The following is a 16,219-nucleotide window of genomic DNA, read 5'->3' as shown; positions in this document are numbered from 1 at the left end:
CGTTCCCTCCTGCGTGTCTCCGATCCATCGATTCCGCGCGGGTAGGCGCGGACCAGGAGCATGCTTTGAATTTCCGTCATTCCGTCCTTCGCCGCACTGCGCTGGCGACGGCGCTGCTATCCGCCGTCGCCCCGGCCGTGGCCGCCGATGCCGCCACCGACCTCGACCAGGTCGTCGTCACCGCCACCCGCACCGCGCAGACCCAGGACGCGACCCTGGCCTCGGTCACCGTGATCGACCGCGAGGACATCGAACGCCTGCAACCGGCCGACCTGCCGGACCTGCTGCGCGGCACGCCCGGCCTGTCGATAGCCAACAACGGCGGTCCCGGCAAGTCGACCTCGCTGTTCCTGCGCGGCACCGAATCCGACCACGTGCTGGTCCTGATCGACGGCATCAAGATCGGCTCGGCGACCAGCGGCGGCGCCTCGCTGCAGGACATTCCGGTCGAGCAGATCGAACGCATCGAGATCGTGCGCGGCCCGTTCTCCAGCCTGTACGGCTCCGAAGCGCTGGGCGGCGTGATCCAGATCTTCACCCGACGTCCGCAGGGCGCGTTCGCGCCGCACGCCAGCGCCTCGATCGGCAGCTGGCGGACGCGCCGCGGCAGCCTGGGCGTGGGCGGCAAGGGCGAGAACGGCTGGTATTCGATCAACGCCGCCAGCGAAGACACCGACGGCATCAACGCCTGCCGCGGCAAGCCCTCGCCGGGCGGCGCCGGCTGCTTCACCAACTCGCCCGATCGCGACGGCTACCGCAACCTGTCGCTGACCGCCCAAGGCGGTTACCGCTTCAGCGAGGCCTGGGACGCCGAAGCGCGTCTGTTCCGCGCCGAGGGCCGCAACGAGTACGACGGCAGCAGCAACAATCAATCCGACACCGTGCAGCAGGTCGCCGGCGCGCGCCTGCGCTACGCGCCGTCCGAGCGCGCGACGCTGGGCCTGAGCCTGGGCCGCAGCGCCGACCTCAGCGACAACTACAGGAACGGCGTCTACTCCAGCACCTTCAACACCCGCCGCAAGCTCGGCTCGCTGCAGGGCGACTTCGGCCTCGGCGGCGGCCTGCTCAGCCTGGGCTACGACTGGCAGCAGGACGAAGTCGAAAGCAGCACCGTCTACGCCCACGACCGCCGCATCAACCGCGGCCTGTTCGGCCAGTACCAGTACGGCTTCGGCGTGCATTCGCTGCAGGCCAGCCTGCGCCGCGACGACGACAGCCAGTTCGGCGGCCAGACCATCGGCAGCGCGCTGTGGGGCTGGAACTTCAGCGAACAGCTGCGCCTGACCGCGAGCTACGGCACCGCGTTCAAGGCGCCGACCTTCAACGAGCTGTACTTCCCCGGCTTCGGCAACGCCGATCTCAAGCCCGAGGAATCGCGCAGCTTCGAGCTCGGCCTGCGCGGCGAGCATGCCTGGGGCGGCTGGTCGCTCAACGGCTACCAGACCCGGGTCGACGACCTGATCGCGTTCGACGCTTCGATCGGCTTGCCGGGCAATATCGATCGCGCCCGCATCCGCGGCGTCGAGGCTAGCGTCGACACCACGCTCGCCGGTTGGGACCTGCGCGCCAGCGCGACCTGGCTGGATCCGCGCAACGACAGCCGGAGCAGCAGTCGCGACAAGATCCTGCCGCGGCGGGCGCGCGAAAGCGCCCGTTTCGATGCCGACCGCCGCTACGGCCGCTTCAGTTTCGGCGGCAGCGTCTATGTCGCCGGCAGCCGTTACGACGACCTGGCCAATACCCGCCGCCTGGACAGCTACGCCACCACCGACCTGCGCATGGGCTTCCGCTTCGACGAGTCCTGGAGCCTGCAGTTGGCGGCCAACAATGCGTTCAACCAGCGCTACGAAACCGCGTCCTACTACAACCAGCCGGGCCGCAACTACCTGCTGACCCTGCGCTACCGCCCGGCGAACTGATCGCCACCTCCACGCCACCGAGGCCGCCGATGAACGTTCCTGCCCGACCCGTCTACTACAGTCTGTTCACCGCGCTCGCCGCATCGATGGTCGCGACCCGCTTCCATCATTTCGGCGACGCCTTGCATCTGCCCGATGCATCGATGGCGGTGTTCTTCCTCGGCGGCCTGTGGTTGCGCCGGCACCTGGGCTTCGCCGCCTTCCTGGTCCTGGCCGTGGCGATCGACTGGATCGCGATCCAGGCCCAGGGCAAGAGCTTCTTCGAGCACTACTGCGTGACCCCGGCCTACGCCTGCCTGCTGCTGGCGTACGCGGCGCTGTGGTACGGCGGCCGCTGGTACGCCGAACGACTGCGGGCCACGCCGCGCGCGCTGTCGGGCGCGTTCGGCGTCGGCCTGGCCGCGGCCTCGCTGTCGTTTCTGATCTCCAACGGCGCCTTCTACTGGCTCGGCGGTCGCTACGAAGACCCCAATGTGGGCCAGTACCTGTCGCGGTTGTGGCAATGGGGTCCGCTGTTCGTGCGCACCACCCTGAGCTACATCGCCGTAGGCCTGGTCGCCTACGCATTGATCGCGCGCGCCGCCGGCGCGCGCACCTCGCCGCGCGTCGCCGAAGTCTGATCGAGGGAGCCTGCCGATGACCGCCAGCACCACCCATTCCCTGCCGCTGGTTTCGCCGCGCGCCCAGATCGTCGTCGGCGTCGCGCTCGCGGCGCTGATGATCGCCACCCGCGGCCAGCATTTCGCCAGCATCGACCGGTTGCCCAGCGCATCCTGGGCGGTCTTCTTCATCGCCGGCGCGATGCTGCGGCCGATGTGGATGCTGCCGCTGCTGTTCGTACTGGCATCGCTGCTGGACATCGTCAGCCTGGCCTCGGGCACGATCGGCGACTGGTGCCTGTCGCCCGCGTACTGGGCCTTGGCACCGGCGTACGCGACGCTGTGGTTGGCCGGCAATTTCTACGCCCGCATCCATCTCGATCGCTGGTCGACGCTGCCGCGCCTGGCGCTGGTGCTGGCGCTGGCCGCGTTCGTGGCTTATGCGTGCTCAGGCGGCGGCTTCTATTTCTTCTCCGGCCGCTATCCGGAACCGACCCTGGCCGGATTCGCCGGCCGCATCGCTCGGTACTATCCACGTAGTCTCGGCACTCTGGCCGGCTACATCGGCGCCGCGTTCGCTCTGTGGGCGGGCCTGCGCGCACTGGGCGCGGTCCGCGCCACCCAACACGGAGCCCGCGCATGAACGATCCGACTCTCAGCCAGGAAGACCGCCATCGCGAGCGCATGCAGCGCAAGAAAGAGCTGGTCGACCGCAAGATCGCCCGCGCCACCATCGAGCGCGGCGTGCTGGTGGTCAACACCGGCAACGGCAAGGGCAAAAGCTCGTCCGGCTTCGGCATGCTCGCGCGCTCGCTGGGCCATGGCTTCCGCTGCGGCGTGGTGCAATTCATCAAGGGCAGCTTCTCGACCGGCGAGGAAGCTTTCTTCCGCCGTTTCGAAGGCGAGCAACTCGACTACCACGTGATGGGCGAGGGTTTCACCTGGGAAACCCAGGACAAGGCCCGCGACATCGCCGCCGCGCAGGCGGCCTGGGCCAAGGCCGCGGCGATGCTGGCCGACGAGCGCTACGACTTCGTGCTGCTGGACGAGCTCAACATCGCCCTCGCGCACCGCTACGTCGAACTCGACGCGGTGCTGGCGGCGGTCGCCGCGCGTCCGCCGCTGCAGCACGTGGTGATCACCGGCCGCGGCGCGCCAGACCGCCTGATCGACGCCGCCGACACCGTGACCGAGATGCGCGTGGTCAAACATGCGTTCCAGGCCGGCATCAAGGCCCAGAAAGGCGTCGAGCTGTAAACGCATGAGCGCCAGCCATTCCAGCGACGATCTGCGTCACTGCCCGGCGCTGCTGGTGTCCGCGCCGGCATCCGGCCAGGGCAAGACCAGCGTCACCGCCGCGCTCGCGCGCTGGCATACGCGCCAGGGCCGGCGCGTGCGCGTGTTCAAGACCGGACCGGACTTCCTCGATCCCATGGTGCACGAACGCGCCAGCGGCGCGCCGGCCTACCAGCTCGACCTGTGGATGTGCGGCGAAGACGACGTGCGCGCGCGCCTGTACCAGGCCGCGGGCGAGGCCGACCTGATCCTGGTCGAGGGCGTGATGGGCCTGTTCGACGGCCAGCCGTCCAGCGCCGATCTCGCGCTCGCCCTGGGCCTGCCGGTGCTGGCGACCATCGACGGCTCGGCGATGGCGCAGACCTTCGGCGCGCTCGCCCTCGGGTTGGCGCGCTACCGCGACGGGCTGCAGGTGCACGGCGTCGCCGCCAACCGGGTCGGCAGCGCCTATCACGCGCAATTGCTGCGCGAGAGCCTGCCGGCGCCGCTGCAATGGCTGGGCGCCTTGCCGCGCGATCCCGCATTGGCCTTGCCCGAACGTCATCTCGGTCTCGTGTCCGCAGGCGAACTGGGCGATCTCGATGCGCGCCTGGATGCGCTCGCCGACGCCTGGGCCGCACATGCCGACGCCTCGCTGCCGCCGCCGGTCGCGTTCGCGCCGGCCGCGCGCGCATCGGTGCCGCCGCTGCTGCGCGGCCGCCGCATCGCGATCGCGCGCGATGCCGCGTTCTGCTTCCTGTATCCGGCCAACCTCGAGCTGTTGAGCGAAGCCGGCGCCGAACTCGTGTACTTCTCGCCGCTGGCCGGCGAGCGCCTGCCCGACTGCGATGCGGCCTGGTTGCCTGGCGGCTATCCGGAACTGCATCTGCCGGCCTTGTCGGGCAGCGACGGTTTACGCCGCGACCTGCATGCGCACCGCGACGCCGGCAAGCCGCTGCTGGCCGAATGCGGCGGCCTGCTGTACCTGCTCGACACGCTCGCCGACAAGGACGGCGACCGTCGGCCGATGGCCGGCCTGTTGGCCGGCGACGCGGCACTGCAGCCGCGCCTGGCCGCGCTGGGCCTGCAATCGGTGGCGCTGCCCGAAGGCGAGCTGCGCGGCCATACCTTCCACTACGCGCGCGCCGAGATCGCGGCGCAACCGATCGCGCATTCGTTCAATCCCAACGGCGGCCCCAGCCGCGAAGCGGTGTACCGCGATCGCCGTCTGAGCGCGAGCTTCGTCCACTTCTATTTCCCGTCGAACCCGACGGCGGCGCTGCGCCTGTTGCTGCCGTGAGCGCCGTGCACGCCGTCGCTGCGATGTGGGCCGCGCTGCTGATGGATCGTGCGCTGGGCGAGCCGCGGCGCGCGCATCCGCTGGTCGGCTTCGGCCGCATCGCCCAGGCGATCGAACGGGCGCTGTACCGCGACGGCCGCGCCCGTGGCGTGCTGGCTTGGTCGCTTGCGGTGCTGCCGTTGACCGCGCTCGCCGTGGCCCTGCAGCTCGCTGCCGCGCGGTACTCGCCCTGGCTGGCGACGGCCTACGCGGCCGGCGTGCTCTACCTGTGCGTCGGTCTGCGCAGCCTGGACGAACACGCCACGCCGGTCGCGCAGGCCTTGCGCAGGCACGACCTCGACGCTGCACGCACCGCGGTCGGCCGCATCGTCAGCCGCGACACCCAGGCCCTGGACGCCGAACGCATCGCCGCGGCGGCGACCGAATCGGTGCTGGAGAACGGCAACGACGCGGTGTTCGGCGCGCTGTTCTGGTTCGCCGTGCTCGGTCCGGCCGGCGCGGTGCTGTACCGGCTCGCGAACACGCTGGATGCGATGTGGGGCTACCGCACCGCGCGTTACGAACACTATGGCTGGGCCGCCGCGCGCATCGACGATGCGCTCAACTATCTGCCGGCGCGATTGACCGCGTTGACCTACGCCCTGCTCGGCAATGCCGCGAGCGCGCTGCGCTGCTGGCGTCTTCAAGCGCCGGCCTGGGACAGTCCCAACGCCGGCCCGGTGATGGCGGCCGGTGCCGGGGCGCTGCGCGTGCGCCTGGGCGGTGCGGCGCCGTATCACGGCATCTGGGAGGAGCGTCCCTTGCTGGGCGAGGGCGATGCGCCCGATGCCCACGCGATCGCGCGTGCGCAGGCTCTGGTCCGTTGCGGCGTGTGGTTGTGGCTGGCGGCGCTCACTGTCATTGCGATCCTGGTGCGCCATGTCTCCATTTTCTGAGCGCGACGCCATGTCGCGGTTTCCGCCTGCAGGAGTTCGCAAGCATGCTTGAACACGGCGGCCGTCTGTTGCGCGCGGCGCAGCGCTACGGCATAGCGCCCGCGGACTGGTTGGACCTGTCGACCGGGATCAATCCCGAGGCCTGGCCGGTGCCGGCGATTCCGGCGCGCGCCTGGCATCGGCTGCCCGAGGACGACGATGGCCTTGCCGCGGCCGCGCGCGAGTACTACGGCGCAGCGGAGCTGCTCGCGGTCGCCGGTTCGCAGGCCGCGATCCAGGCCCTGCCGTGGCTGCGCGCGCGTTCGCGGGTCGGCGTGCTCGCGCCCGGTTATGCCGAACATGCGCACGCCTGGCGTCAGGCCGGGCATGCGGTCGAGTTGTGCTCGGGCGCAGCCTTGTTCGAGCAGGCCGAGCGCTACGACGTGATCGTGCTGATCCACCCCAACAATCCCGGCGGCGACCGCTACTCGCGAGCGGCGTTGCTGGATCTGCACGCGCAGCTGGCCGCGCGCGGCGGCTGGCTGCTGATCGACGAGGCCTTCATGGACGCGACTCCCGAGGCCAGCGTCTGCGCCGACAGCGAGCGCGAGGGCCTGATCGTGCTGCGTTCGGTCGGCAAGTTTTTCGGTCTGGCCGGCGCGCGCGTCGGTTTCGTCTGCGCCGCGCCGGCGTTGCTGCGCGCGCTGCGCGAACGCCTGGGTCCGTGGACCCTGAGCGGCCCGAGCCGACACGTCGTGCAACTGGCCCTGGCCGACCGCGACTGGCAGACGCGCATGCGCGCCCGGCTACGGTCGCAGGGCGCACGCCTGGCCGACGTGCTGGGCGCGCACGGACTCGCCCCCAGCGGCGGCTGCGCTTTTTTCCAGTGGCGGCGTTGCGAGGACGCGGCCGAACTGCACGACGCGCTGGCCCAGCGCGGCATCCTCACCCGTTTGTTCGACGCGCCGCACAGCCTGCGTTTCGGCCTGCCCGGCGACGATGCGGCGTACGCGCGACTGAGCGCGGCCTTGGCCGAAGTCGTACCGGCACGGAGCCCGGCATGAGCGGACGTGTGCTGATGGTGCAGGGCTGCACCTCCGATGCCGGCAAGAGCGCTCTGGTCACCGCACTGTGCCGCTGGTTGCACCGGCGCGGCGTGCGGGTGGCGCCGTTCAAGCCGCAGAACATGGCGCTGAACTCCGCGGTCACCGCCGATGGCGGCGAAATCGGCCGCGCCCAGGCCGTGCAGGCCCAGGCCGCCGGTCTGGCCCCGCACACCGATTTCAACCCGGTGCTGCTCAAGCCCAACAGCGACACCGGCGCGCAGGTGATCCTGCACGGCCGCGCGGTCGCCAACATGGATGCGCGCGGCTACCACGACTACAAGCGCACCGCGATGCAGGCGGTGCTGGCCTCGCACGCGCGTCTGGTCGCCGGCTTCGAGGCGGTGATCGTCGAAGGCGCGGGCAGCCCGGCCGAGATCAACCTGCGCGCCGGCGACGTCGCCAACATGGGCTACGCCGAGGCCGTGGACTGCCCGGTCCTGCTGATCGCCGATATCGATCGCGGCGGCGTTTTCGCGCACCTGGTCGGCACCCTGGCGCTGCTGTCGGACAGCGAGCGCGCACGCGTGGCCGGCTTCGTGATCAACCGCTTTCGCGGCGACATCGCCTTGCTGCAGCCCGGCCTGGACTGGCTGGAACGCGAGACCGGCAAGCCTGTGCTGGGCGTGCTGCCGTACCTGCAGGGTCTGCACCTGGACGCCGAGGACGCGTTGCCGCGCGAGCGCACGCACAAGGCGCAGGCCGCCTTGCGGGTCGCGGTGCCGGCGCTGCCGCGGATCAGCAACCACACCGATTTCGATCCGCTGCGCGCGCATCCGCAAGTCGAACTGCACTATGTCGGCCCCGGCGAGACGCCGCCGGCCTGCGACCTGATCGTGCTGCCGGGTTCCAAGTCCACGCGCGCCGACCTGGCCTGGTTGCGCGCGAACGGCTGGGAGGAAGCCATCGCCCGCCACCTGCGCTATGGCGGCAAGCTGATCGGCATCTGCGGCGGGCTGCAGATGCTCGGGCGCGCGGTGCACGATCCGCTGGGCATCGAAGGCGCGCCCGGCAGCAGCCTGGGCCTGGGCTGGTTGGAGCTGGACACCACCCTGGAGCCGCACAAGCAGCTGCGCAACGTCGCCGGCAGGCTCGTGCTCGACGATGCGCCGGTGCGCGGCTACGAGATCCATTGCGGTCTCAGCAGCGGTCCGGCGCTGGCGCGTGCGACCTCGCGTCTCGACGACGGCCGCCTTGACGGCGCCTGCTCGGAAGACGGGCAGGTGTTCGCGAGCTACTTGCACGGCCTGTTCGACGAACCCGCCGCGTTGGCCGCCTTGCTGCGTTGGGCCGGGCTGCGCGACGCCGCGACCGTCGACATGCAGGCCTTGCGCGAAACCGCCATCGAGCGCCTGGCCGATGCGGTGGAAGCGCATCTGGACACCGAACGCCTGACTGCATTGCTGGGCCTGAAAACCGATACGGAAGCCGCCGCATGCGCACCCTGATACTCGGCGGCGCGCGCTCGGGCAAGAGCGCGCTGGCCGAACGCCTGGCGGCACGCAGCGCCGACGTGGTCTACATCGCCACCGCGCAGGCGCGCGACGGCGAGATGGCCGAGCGCGTCGCCCATCACCGCGAACGTCGCCCCGCGCATTGGCGCACCCACGAAGAACCCCTGGCCCTGGCGACCGCCCTGCGCGAGCACGCGCGCGATGGCCGCTGCGTGCTGGTCGATTGCCTGACCCTGTGGCTGAGCAATCTGCTCGGCGATGAACGCGATCCGGCGCGCTACGACATCGAACGCGAGGCGCTGCTGCAAACGCTGCCGTCGCTGCCGGGCGAGATCGTGCTGGTCAGCAACGAAGTCGGTCTGGGCGTGGTGCCGATGGGCGAGCTCACCCGGCGCTTCGTCGACGAAGCCGGCCGTCTGCATCAAACCCTGGGCACGCGCTGCGAGCGCGTGCTGTTCGTCGCCGCGGGCCTGCCGCTGGCGCTCAAAGGAGATCTACCTTGAACGAGCTTGCGACCCCGTCGGCTGTGCGCGACTGGACCCTCGATGCCTGTGCCGCCACCGACCGCGACTGCGAAGCGCAGGCCCTGGCGCGGCAGGCGCAACTGACCAAGCCGCCGGGTTCGCTAGGCACGCTGGAAGCGGCCGCGGTGCGGCTGGCCGCCTTGCAGCACATGCCGCAACCGGCGCTGGACCGGGTCTGGATCAGCGTGTTCGCGGCCGACCATGGCGTCGCCGCCGAGGGCGTGTCGGCGTTTCCGCAGGCGGTGACGGGCGAGATGGTGCGCAACTTCGCCGGCGGCGGCGCCGCGATCAGCGTGCTCGCGCGCGAGCTGGGCGCGACCTTGGACGTGGTCAACCTAGGCACGGTCAACGATCCCGGCGAGATCGCCGGAGTGCGCCGCGCGATCGTCGCCGCCAGCAGCGCAAATTTCTGCGAGCAGCCGGCGATGAGCGCGGCGCAATTGCAGGCCGCCCTGGATGCCGGCGCGGACAGCGTGCGCCTGGCGCGCGCCGACGGCGCCCAGCTCTATATCGGCGGCGAGATGGGCATCGCCAACACCACCGCCGCGACCGCACTGGCCTGCGCGCTGCTCGGCGTCGCGCCGGCAGAACTGGCGGGTGCCGGCACCGGTCTGGACGCGGCAGGTATCGCCCATAAAGCCGCGGTGGTCGCACGCGCGCTCGCGCTGCATGCCGACGCGACCGAGGCGCGCGAGCAGTTGCGGCGTCTCGGCGGCTTCGAGATCGCGGCCCTGAGCGGCGCCTTCGTCGCCGCGGCCCAGGCCGGCCTGCCGGTGCTGGTCGATGGATATATCGCGACCGTCGCCGCGTTGGCCGCGACCCGGATCAATCCGGGCGTGCGCGATTGGCTGCTGTTCGCGCATCGCTCGCACGAGCGCGGGCACGGCCTGTTGCTGCAGGCGCTGGACGCACAGCCGCTGCTCGACCTGGGCATGCGCCTGGGCGAGGCCAGCGGCGCCGCGGTCGCGGTGCCGGTGCTGCGCCTGGCCTGCGCGCTGCACAACGGCATGGCCACGTTCGCTCAGGCGGGCGTGTCGGAACGCTGATGCCGGCCGCATCCATCGAACTGCTGCGTCACGGCGACACCGGTCAGCGCAGCTACCGCGGCCGGCTCGACGATCCGTTGCTGGAAATCGGCTGGAGTCAGCTGCGCGCGGCCGTGCTCGGCCGCGATTGGGATGCGGTGGTGTCGTCGCCGCTGCAGCGCTGCGCGGCGTTCGCGCGGGAGTTGGCGCAGGCACGCGGCCTGCCTTTGCGGCTCGACGCGCGCCTGGCCGAGTACGACTTCGGCGACTGGCAGGGCGTGCCGATCGAAACCCTGGCCGCAGAGCAGGGCGAGGCGCTGGGACGGTTCTGGTCGAACCCGGCCGCGTATCCGCCGCCGGGCGCCGAAGCCTTCGACGCGTTCCGTGCGCGCCTGGTCGCCGCGCTCGACGACGCGGCCGCGGCCTGGCCCGCGCGCCGCGTGCTGGTGCTGACCCACGGCGGCGCGATCCGCTTGCTGCGCTGCGTATACGAAGACCGCGATTTCGCCGACATGGCCGGCATCGACGTGGCCCACGCTTCCCTGCATGCGATGAGCTGGCGCCGCGACGCCGACCGCGTGGCGCAGGGCTGATGCGCGCCTTGCTGGTCGCGATCGGTTTCCTGACCCGGCTGCCGGTGCCGGCGTCGGTGTTCGACGACGCGCGCGCGCAGTCGCGTTCGCTGGCCTGGTATCCGCTGGTCGGCGCGATCGTCGGCGGCCTGCTGTGCCTGCTCGCATGGCCGCTGCAGCACGCGCCGCCGCTGTTGTCGGCGGTGCTGCTGCTGGTGGCCTGGGTGTGCCTCACCGGAGCGCTGCACCTGGACGGCCTGGCCGACAGCGCCGACGCCTGGATCGGCGGTCTGGGCGACCGCGAGCGCACGCTCACGATCATGAAGGACCCGCGCAGCGGCCCGGCCGGTGTGGTCGCGCTGGTGTTGGTGCTGCTGTTGAAGTTCGCCGCGCTCGCCAGCTTGCCGGCGCCGGCCTGGATCGCGCTGCTGCTGGCGCCGCTGCTGGCGCGCGCGGCGCTGACGCTGGCGTTCCTGAGCACGCCGTACGCGCGCAGCGGCGGCATCGGGCGCGCCCTGGTCGATGCGCCGCGCGCGGCCGCGATCGTCGCCTTGCTCGCCGGCGCCGCCGCGTGCGCGCTCGCGGACTGGCGCGGCGCACTGGCGTTGGCGGTGGCGGCGTTGATCTTCTTGCTGTGGCGCCAGGCCTGCCTGCGGCGTCTGCAGGGCATGACCGGCGACACCTGCGGCGCCCTGGCCGAGATCACGGAGGCAGGGGTGCTGGTCGCGTTGGCGCTGTCGTACTGAGCTGCGCGCACCGCAACTTGCCGCCGCAAGCCGCGCCCAGGGCCTGGGCGCGGTCAAGGTTCAGGCGCCTGCGGCGTCCAGGCGCGCTTCGAGTTCGGCGATCCGCGCTTCCAGGGCGGCCACGCGTTCGGCCAGCGCCGATCCGCCGCCGTCGCGGCCGCCTTCGTCGCCGCCCGAGTCGACGGCGTTCCAGACCGGTTCGCCGCTGAGCAGGTGACCGTAGCGGTCTTCGCGCTGGCCGCTCTGGCGGCCGAGCAGGCGCACCAGCGGCGGCGCATGCTGCGCCAGCCGTTCCAGCGCGTACTGCACGTCGCCGGTCGATTCGAACTTGGCCATGCGCTCGCTGCGCGTCAGCAGTTCGTTCAGGGTCTGCGGGCCGCGCAGCATCAGCAGCGCCAACAGCGCAGTCTGCGGCCGGGTCAGGTCGAGCAGGGTGCCGGCGCGATGCGAGTAGCGCTCGGAGCGGCCGGTGTGCTGCGACTTCACCCAGCCGCGCGGTTCCAGCCGGCGCAGCACGTTGCCGACTTCGCCCTGTTCCAACTGCATCGTCGGCTCGCGGGCGGTCTTCTGGTTGCAGGCGACGACCACGGCGTTGAGCGTGAGCGGGTAGACGTCGGGCGTGGTGGCTTCCTTCTCGATCAGGCAGCCGATGATGCGCGCCTCGACCGAGTTGAGCAGCGGCGCGGGCGCATCGTCGGCGGCGCCGGCTTCCGCGGTAGGGGTGGAGCTGTCGATCTCGCTCATGGTCGCTCGCTGTGGTTTCGGGAATGCGCTCAGACGAGCGTGGAGGACGGCGGCAGATGGCGCGCGCCGCGGTAGATCGGCGCGGCCATCACCATCTCGGCCAGGCTGTGGGCGAGTTCGCGTTCGGCCATCACCGCGCCGTCGGCGCCGTGTTCGATCAGGTGCCGGACTTCGTTGTCGCTGTGGGCGCGGGCGACGATGGTCAGGTCGGGCTTGATCGCGCGCAGCTTGGCGATGATTTCGCCGGCTTCCAGGGCTTGCGGAATCGCCAGCATCACCGTGGTCGCGCGCTCGGGCACCGCTTCGCGCAGCACGCGCTCGTTGACCGCGTTGCCCAGGATCGCCGCCAGCCCGGCGGCGCGGGCCTTGGCGATGTGGCTGTCCTCGCCGTCGATGACCACCAGCGGGATGCCGTGCTCGGTCAGCAGTCGCGCCAGTTCGCTGCCGACCCGGCCGTAGCCGATCAGGATCACGTGGTCGGCGATGTCCGGCGGCACCGGCGGCACCACCGGGTCGACCGCGGCCTCCTGCAGCGCCGCGGCTTCGCGCGCCTGCTTGCGATCCAGCCAGGCGAACAGCAGCGGGTTGACCACGATCGACAGCAGGGCGCCGGCCAGGATCAGGTCCTGGCCTTCCTGCGGCAGGATCCCCAATTGCAGGCCGAGGCCGGCGAGGATGAAGGAGAACTCGCCGATCTGGGCCAGGCTGGCCGAGATCATCAAGGCGGTGGGAGCGGTTTTGCCGAATGCGCGCACGATCGCATAGGCGGCGATCGACTTGCCGAGCACGATGATGGCGAAGGTTGCCAGCACCGGCAGCGGCTTTTCGACCAGGATCATCGGGTTGAACAGCATGCCGACCGAGACGAAGAACAGCACCGCGAACGCGTCGCGCATCGGCAGCGTCTCGTTGGCGGCCTGGTGGCTGAACTCGGATTCGTTGAGCAGCATGCCGGCGAAGAACGCGCCCAGCGCGAACGAGACCCCGAACAGTTCGGCCGAACCGAACGCGACGCCGAGCGCGATCGCCAGTACGCACAGCGTGAACAGTTCGCGCGAGCCGGTGCCGGCGACGCGTTCCAGGATCCAGGGGATGACGCGGCGGCCGACGATCAGCATCACCGCGACGAAGGCGCCGACCTTGGCGAAGGTCTTGAACAGCGCGGTCCAGACTTCGACGGCGTCGCCGGCCTCGCCCTTGATCACCCCGGCCAGGGCCGGCAGCAGCACCAGCGCCAGCACCATCGCCAGGTCCTCGACGATCAGCCAGCCGACCGCGATCCGGCCCTTGACGGTCTCGACCAGGCGCCGTTCTTCCAGCGCGCGCAGCAGCACCACGGTACTGGCGACCGACAGGGCCAGGCCGAACACGATGCCGGCGCCGTGCGACCAGCCCAGGAACCGCGCCAGGCCCCAGCCCATCGCGGCGGCGACCGCGATCTGGACCACCGCGCCGGGCAGGGCGATCGCCTTCACCGCGAGCAGGTCGCGCATCGAGAAGTGCAGGCCGACGCCGAACATCAGCAGGATCACGCCGATCTCGGCCAGCTGCGGCGCCAGGGTCTGGTCGCCGACGAAGCCGGGTGTGAAGGGGCCGGCGACGATGCCTGCGATCAGATAGCCCACCAGCGGCGACAAACGCAGGCGTTGCGCCAGCGCGCCGAAGATGAAAGCCAGGACGAAACCGGCTACGAGGATCGCGATCAGGGAGGTGTGATGCATCGGGTCTCCTGTCGTGTCGGCTTTTAAGGATGTGGGCCGCTACCCCCGGATGCAAGCCGCGCGGGTCGCCGCAATCCTGCCGAATGTGGCCGCGAAGCCGATGAAAACGGCCGATTTCCGGCTGCGGCGCCGATCCGGCCGGCCGTCGTCAAGGCGCCGGAACCGGGGCGCATGCCGCGCTGCGGCCCTGGCGGAGGCGGTGGGCGGTCGCCGAATCCGCTGCCCGGAGCGGCCCGAATCGGTCGGAATTGGCGCCCGTGGCGGCATCGACGCAGATCGCGCGGGCGGCTCCGGCCTTCGGCCCGCTACACTATGCGCATGATTGCCTTCCGTGATTTCGCCCTTCGGCGCGGCGAACGCCTGCTCCTGTCCAAAGTCGACCTGACCCTGCAAGCGGCGTGGCGGATCGGCGTGATCGGCCGTAACGGCACCGGCAAGTCCTCGCTGTTCGCGGCGATCCAGGGCGAGTTGGAGTCCGACCTGGGCAACCTCGACATGCCCAGCCGCGTGCGCATGGCCAGCGTGGCCCAGGAAACCCCGGCCCTGGACGACCCGGCGCTGGACTTCGTCCTGTCCGGCGACGCCACCGTGTATTCGGTGCTGATGGCCGAGCGCGCCGCGGTCGAGCGCGAGGACTGGGAAGCCGTGGCCGAGGCCCACCATCGCCTGGAAGAGCTCAACGGCTACGACGCCACCGCGCGCGCCGGCAAGCTGCTGCACGGCCTGGGCTTTTCGCCCGACACCCACGAACGCGCGGTCAAGGAATTCTCCGGCGGCTGGCGCGTGCGCCTGAACCTGGCGCGCGCGCTGATGACGCCGTCGGACCTGCTGCTGCTGGACGAACCTACCAACCATCTCGATCTCGACGCGGTGCTGTGGCTGGAACAGTGGCTGCTCAAGTACCCGGGCACCTTGATGCTGATCTCGCACGACCGCGAGTTCCTGGACGAGGTCACCACCCACACCCTGCATCTGCACGACGGCAAGGCCAAGCTCTACACCGGCGACTACACCGCGTTCGAGCGCCAGCGCGCCGAGCACCTGCGCCTGCAGCAGATCACCCACGAGAAGGCCCAGGCCGAGCGCGCCCACCTGCAGAGCTTCATCGACCGCTTCAGCGCCAGCGCGGCCAAGGCCAAGCAGGCGCAGTCGCGGGTCAAGCGTCTGGCCAAGATGGCCGGCACCGAGGCGGTGCGCGCCGAACGCGCGCTGCGCATCGATTTCCCCGAGCCGGTGAAGCTGCCGCACGCGCTGCTGCGCCTGATGCACGCCGACTGCGGCTACGGCTCGCATACCGTGCTCAACCAGGTCGGCTTCATCCTCGAAGCCGGCGACCGGGTCGCGTTGCTGGGCCCGAACGGCGCCGGCAAGTCGACCCTGGTCAAGTCCCTGGTCGGCGAACTGGAGCTGCTCAGCGGCGAGCGCGGCGGCCACCCGGACCTGCGCATCGGCTACTTCGCCCAGCACACGGTCGAATCGCTGCGCGAGGGCACCACCGCGATCGACCACTTGGCCGATATCGCGCCCGGCGTCGCCACCCAGCAGCTGCGCGATTTCCTCGGCAAGTGGAATTTCCCCGGCGACCGCGCGTTCGAAAAGGTCGATTCGTTCTCCGGCGGCGAACGCGCGCGCCTGGCCCTGGCGATGATCGCCTGGCGCCGGCCGAACGTGCTGTTGCTGGACGAACCGACCAACCACTTGGACCTGGACATGCGCGAGGCCCTGGCCGAGGCGCTCAGCGACTTCGCCGGCGCGATCGTGCTGGTCTCGCACGACCGCCACCTGATCGGCCTGGTCTGCGAAACCTTCTGGCGTGTCGCCGACGGGGTCGCCCAGCCTTTCGACGGCGACCTCGACGCCTATGCGGTATGGCTGCGCACCCGCGACAGCAGCAACGACGGCAAGGCCGCGGCCAAGGCCATCGCCGCCGCCGCATCGACCGTGGTGCCGGCCGCGGCGCCGACCAAGCCGCGCGCCAAGGTCAATCCGCACAAGCTGGCCCAGGCCGAAGCGCGCGTGGCCGAGTTGGAATCCAAGCTGCATACCCTGGACATGGATCTGGCCGACCCGACCAAGTACGCCGGCGGCGGCGACAACGCGGCCGAACTAGCGCGCAAGCGCGACGCGGTGGCGGCGGAACTGGCCCAGGCTGAGGCGGAGTGGCTGGCGCTGTACGACGCGGCTTGAGTTTCGCCAGCGCGCGCCAGTCCGATCGCGGCTCACGCCGCTCCCACAGACAGCCTCAGCGCCGCCGCTTCCTGTAGGAGCGGCGTAAGCCGCGATGCGCTACTCAACAATCGGCGCGAGCAGCGAGCAGCGAGCA

Annotated in this window: 15 protein-coding genes; 13 read left to right on the top strand and 2 right to left on the bottom strand. The window is 70.9% G+C overall.

Annotated elements, in window-relative coordinates; translation table 11 throughout:
* Positions 1-101 precede the first annotated feature (101 nt).
* The 12 genes from btuB to ASD78_RS18360 are packed head-to-tail and all read left to right on the top strand — an operon-like array spanning position 102 to position 11,431.
* Positions 102-1,919 (top strand): TonB-dependent vitamin B12 receptor, encoded by a 1,818-nt coding sequence (gene btuB / locus ASD78_RS18415; RefSeq protein WP_235566546.1) that lies wholly within the window; start codon positions 102-104, stop codon positions 1,917-1,919.
* Positions 1,920-1,948: 29 nt separating this feature from the next.
* The gene (locus tag ASD78_RS18410; protein ID WP_055900379.1) at positions 1,949-2,539 is read left to right on the top strand and encodes a hypothetical protein; all 591 of its coding nucleotides are present in this window, start codon (positions 1,949-1,951) and stop codon (positions 2,537-2,539) included.
* 16 nt (positions 2,540-2,555) lie between these two features.
* On the top strand, positions 2,556-3,161 hold the full coding sequence (locus ASD78_RS18405) for a hypothetical protein (RefSeq protein ID WP_056104137.1): 606 nt from the start codon (positions 2,556-2,558) through the stop codon (positions 3,159-3,161).
* Entirely contained in the window at positions 3,158-3,775 is a 618-nt protein-coding gene (gene cobO, locus ASD78_RS18400) for a cob(I)yrinic acid a,c-diamide adenosyltransferase (RefSeq protein ID WP_056104134.1), read from the top strand. Before ASD78_RS18405 ends, cobO begins: the two co-directional genes overlap by 4 nt.
* 4 nt (positions 3,776-3,779) lie before the next feature.
* Positions 3,780-5,093, top strand: coding sequence for a cobyrinate a,c-diamide synthase (locus ASD78_RS18395; protein WP_056104131.1), 1,314 nt, complete (start codon positions 3,780-3,782; stop codon positions 5,091-5,093).
* Between the two features lie 23 nt (positions 5,094-5,116).
* On the top strand, positions 5,117-6,028 hold the full coding sequence (gene cbiB, locus ASD78_RS18390; protein ID WP_056104287.1) for an adenosylcobinamide-phosphate synthase CbiB: 912 nt from the start codon (positions 5,117-5,119) through the stop codon (positions 6,026-6,028).
* Positions 6,029-6,072: 44 nt separating this feature from the next.
* On the top strand, positions 6,073-7,071 hold the full coding sequence (gene cobD / locus ASD78_RS18385) for a threonine-phosphate decarboxylase CobD (RefSeq protein ID WP_056104128.1): 999 nt from the start codon (positions 6,073-6,075) through the stop codon (positions 7,069-7,071).
* Positions 7,068-8,558: a cobyric acid synthase gene (locus tag ASD78_RS18380; protein WP_056104123.1), complete on the top strand. Its 1,491-nt coding sequence runs from the start codon at positions 7,068-7,070 to the stop codon at positions 8,556-8,558. The genes cobD and ASD78_RS18380 overlap by 4 nt, the downstream gene beginning before the upstream one ends.
* Positions 8,546-9,067 (top strand): bifunctional adenosylcobinamide kinase/adenosylcobinamide-phosphate guanylyltransferase, encoded by a 522-nt coding sequence (gene cobU / locus ASD78_RS18375; protein WP_056104120.1) that lies wholly within the window; start codon positions 8,546-8,548, stop codon positions 9,065-9,067. The genes ASD78_RS18380 and cobU overlap by 13 nt, the downstream gene beginning before the upstream one ends.
* Positions 9,068-9,090: 23 nt before the next feature.
* Positions 9,091-10,134, top strand: a complete 1,044-nt coding sequence (gene cobT / locus ASD78_RS18370; RefSeq protein WP_056104118.1) for a nicotinate-nucleotide--dimethylbenzimidazole phosphoribosyltransferase — start codon at positions 9,091-9,093, stop codon at positions 10,132-10,134.
* Positions 10,134-10,706, top strand: a complete 573-nt coding sequence (locus ASD78_RS18365; protein WP_056104116.1) for a histidine phosphatase family protein — start codon at positions 10,134-10,136, stop codon at positions 10,704-10,706. The genes cobT and ASD78_RS18365 overlap by 1 nt, the downstream gene beginning before the upstream one ends.
* Positions 10,703-11,431, top strand: a complete 729-nt coding sequence (locus tag ASD78_RS18360) for an adenosylcobinamide-GDP ribazoletransferase (RefSeq protein WP_056104284.1) — start codon at positions 10,703-10,705, stop codon at positions 11,429-11,431. The genes ASD78_RS18365 and ASD78_RS18360 overlap by 4 nt, the downstream gene beginning before the upstream one ends.
* 60 nt (positions 11,432-11,491) lie before the next feature.
* Here ASD78_RS18360 and ASD78_RS18355 read toward each other — a convergent pair whose 3' ends face one another.
* Both ASD78_RS18355 and ybaL read right to left on the bottom strand, forming a co-directional pair.
* Positions 11,492-12,175, bottom strand: coding sequence for a YceH family protein (locus tag ASD78_RS18355; RefSeq protein WP_056104113.1), 684 nt, complete (start codon positions 12,173-12,175; stop codon positions 11,492-11,494).
* A 29-nt stretch (positions 12,176-12,204) separates the two neighbouring features.
* Positions 12,205-13,896, bottom strand: coding sequence for a YbaL family putative K(+) efflux transporter (ybaL, locus tag ASD78_RS18350; RefSeq protein WP_056104111.1), 1,692 nt, complete (start codon positions 13,894-13,896; stop codon positions 12,205-12,207).
* Between the two features lie 318 nt (positions 13,897-14,214).
* On the opposite strand from ybaL, the gene ASD78_RS18345 reads away from it, so the two are divergent.
* Entirely contained in the window at positions 14,215-16,083 is a 1,869-nt protein-coding gene (locus tag ASD78_RS18345; protein ID WP_056104281.1) for an ABC-F family ATP-binding cassette domain-containing protein, read from the top strand.
* Positions 16,084-16,219 lie beyond the last annotated feature (136 nt).

It is taken from the genome of Lysobacter sp. Root667 (assembly GCF_001427715.1).
Classification (GTDB): Bacteria; Pseudomonadota; Gammaproteobacteria; order Xanthomonadales; family Xanthomonadaceae; genus Lysobacter.
The sequence above is the reverse complement of the archived record's forward strand: the minus strand, read 5'-3'. Positions and strand labels throughout refer to the sequence as shown.

Coding starts and splice junctions, on each gene's coding strand:
- ASD78_RS18410 (WP_055900379.1), top strand. CDS start 1,949: ATGAACGTTCCTGCCCGACCCGTCTACTACAGTCTGTTCACCGCGCTC.
- ASD78_RS18405 (WP_056104137.1), top strand. CDS start 2,556: ATGACCGCCAGCACCACCCATTCCCTGCCGCTGGTTTCGCCGCGCGCC.
- cobO (WP_056104134.1), top strand. CDS start 3,158: ATGAACGATCCGACTCTCAGCCAGGAAGACCGCCATCGCGAGCGCATG.
- ASD78_RS18395 (WP_056104131.1), top strand. CDS start 3,780: ATGAGCGCCAGCCATTCCAGCGACGATCTGCGTCACTGCCCGGCGCTG.
- cbiB (WP_056104287.1), top strand. CDS start 5,117: ATGTGGGCCGCGCTGCTGATGGATCGTGCGCTGGGCGAGCCGCGGCGC.
- cobD (WP_056104128.1), top strand. CDS start 6,073: ATGCTTGAACACGGCGGCCGTCTGTTGCGCGCGGCGCAGCGCTACGGC.
- ASD78_RS18380 (WP_056104123.1), top strand. CDS start 7,068: ATGAGCGGACGTGTGCTGATGGTGCAGGGCTGCACCTCCGATGCCGGC.
- cobU (WP_056104120.1), top strand. CDS start 8,546: ATGCGCACCCTGATACTCGGCGGCGCGCGCTCGGGCAAGAGCGCGCTG.
- ASD78_RS18365 (WP_056104116.1), top strand. CDS start 10,134: ATGCCGGCCGCATCCATCGAACTGCTGCGTCACGGCGACACCGGTCAG.
- ASD78_RS18355 (WP_056104113.1), bottom strand. CDS start 12,175: ATGAGCGAGATCGACAGCTCCACCCCTACCGCGGAAGCCGGCGCCGCC.
- ybaL (WP_056104111.1), bottom strand. CDS start 13,896: ATGCATCACACCTCCCTGATCGCGATCCTCGTAGCCGGTTTCGTCCTG.
- ASD78_RS18345 (WP_056104281.1), top strand. CDS start 14,215: ATGATTGCCTTCCGTGATTTCGCCCTTCGGCGCGGCGAACGCCTGCTC.